This window comes from Pseudomonas sp. PS01301, from assembly GCF_029960215.1.
In the GTDB taxonomy this organism is placed as follows: domain Bacteria; phylum Pseudomonadota; class Gammaproteobacteria; order Pseudomonadales; family Pseudomonadaceae; genus Aquipseudomonas; species Aquipseudomonas coleopterorum.
Genome location: NZ_JASCPM010000104.1, coordinates 1 through 2,216 on the forward strand (window position 1 = coordinate 1; position 2,216 = coordinate 2,216).

At 56.9% G+C, this 2,216-nt stretch carries 2 pseudogenes; both read right to left on the reverse strand.

Annotation, left to right across the window (positions count from 1 at the left end):
- Nucleotides 1–1,763, reverse strand: a pseudogene (locus QMX89_RS22570) (hypothetical protein); the annotation flags it as partial.
- A 130-nt stretch (nucleotides 1,764–1,893) separates the two neighbouring features.
- Nucleotides 1,894–2,216, reverse strand: a pseudogene (locus tag QMX89_RS22575) (hypothetical protein); the annotation flags it as partial.

The following is a 2,216-nucleotide window of genomic DNA, read 5'->3' on the forward strand; positions in this document are numbered from 1 at the left end:
CACTCGCCATTGCTGCCCACCGTGACAGCGCCTTTGGAGGTCTGACCGTCGAAAAGCTCCACACTCTGCCCGGCCATGGCTGCCCCGGTAACCGTGACCACCGTGTCAGTGGTCGACGATCCTTGGCCCAGCTCTTTGCTGGAGTCCCGTACACTGGTGATTGCTGGGTGGATTTCAGCGGCAGGTGGGGTAACGGCCTGCTCGCTGATATTGAAGCTGTAGGGGGAGTCAGCATTCAGGTTGACCTGAATCAATGGAATGACGTGGCCCGTTACATCGAAGTAGTCACGTTGTATGAGTTGTGCCCCTGCCAGGCCTACTTCACGGGTCTGCTGAGAAAGATAGAACACGGCCTCCAGAGGCAGCGCAGTTGTCGTGCCGGTTGGCCAGGTTTCGAGCATGATTTCGTTGTGCAGCGGGCGTTCTTGGCTGGGCACAAGAAAATGATCCCGAACCGCCAAACTCAAGGCGAAGGCGGCAGGGTCGGCACCGAACGAGCACTGGTGCCGATTGCGTGCCGAGAAACCGCCGCTGCCACCTACGGCGTTGTAATGAGTTTTCCAACGCTCGATGGTATCGACGGGGGGTGTTTGTGTGGCACACGTTCCGCTGTTACCTGGATAAAATGGATGCGAGCCACAGCCTTTTTCGGCTCTTGGCTGGGCGGTGCCTGCATCACTCGGGTACGAACACAACACCTTCACATCAAGTTGACCATCCTGCTCACTAGCCGCATTGTTCTTGAAGATTAGTCCTTGTGTCTCACCGCTCACCATACGTCGAGTACCAACATCTTCCCGCAAGTAGGAAAAGGATATGCCCCCGATCCTGATCGCTGTAGGGCTGGGGTCCCACGCGTGGTAGCGAGTATTGGCACCCGTCGTGCGCATGAAGACACCGTTGCAGAAATACGCCGCCTTGCCGTTGCAGTCGTTGCGGGTGTCGGTATAGCGCCTGTTCAATGCTTCGGCAACCAGCCGACCCTGCTCGATAGTCTCGGAAACAATGGACACACTGATATTTTCAGAGCGTACCGTAGTGCCCACTCCGCCCACCTTGTAGGTGTAGTAAAGCGTTACCGTGGTGTCCTGACTTTCCTGCAACCACGCCTTGGGTAGTTCAAACTCAAGTGGTGCACTGCCTGCGGCTGTCTGAATGATCGTCGAGTGACTACGGGTACCGACCCAATACACTTTCACCGTGTCCTGGTTGTTCATCCCGGGGTAACTGACGCGAGCGGTGGCCGTTGCATCCACGGCACTGAGGTTGAGCGTGTTATCGACCACCCCATCCACGGAAAAGACAGAATCGCTGTCGACCACCTGCACCGGCAGCGGTGCAGAACGCAGGGATTCGCCCACACCGTTGATCTTGTAGGTGTAATACAGATCGACCGTCCGCCCCACGTTTGCCCGCAGCCAGGCTACCGGGAGTTCAAACACCAGCGGGTTGGAACCAGTAGCGGTTTGAACCGCTGTACTTTGAGACGTGACGCCTGGCCAATACACCTTGAGCGTATCGCCTGGAGCCATGTCGGGTGAACGCACCCGCACGTGGGCAACGCTTGTGACCGCATCGACATGAACTTTACCGTTATAGATTTCCTCGACGCTGAAAAGTGGGTAGGCGCGAGTCGTCGAATCTACGTGCGTTGTGCTGCTGGCCCCAGCCACAGGCTGTTCGAGTTTATTGAAACTATCCGTACAGCCAACCAGACTCAACAGCACGCACAGCAGCACTCGACAACTCAGATGCTTACTCATGATGCATTCCTTTCATACACTTCCAGCGAAGAGTGGCGCAGCACTTTGCACCGCTCCGGTAGTTGACAAAGCACTACCGGGCGGTTCATTCAACAGGGCAAGGGCCTGGCGAGCCTCTACGAGGCTGTTGTCAAAGTTGCAGGCGCAGCAACCGCGAAAACAGTCTCAACTCACCTGTTCTGCGTAAGACGCTGTAGTTGATGAGCACGACGTTGCCCGCGTTTTCCGTCAGCCATTGCGTCGGGATAGGAAAGCGTGCGATCACCCCAGTTTGCACTGGCTGCTCGGCTGTATCGTGGGCGGTTACCCCTGTCCATCGCACCGTGACCCGATGCCCATCAAGTTGTGCAGGATAGAGCACCGTGACTTCATTGCTCGCGGAATTGAATCGGGGTGCTGGTAGCGCGATGTCTTGTCCCGTGACATACAGCCGGCGGACATTGGACGACAGAC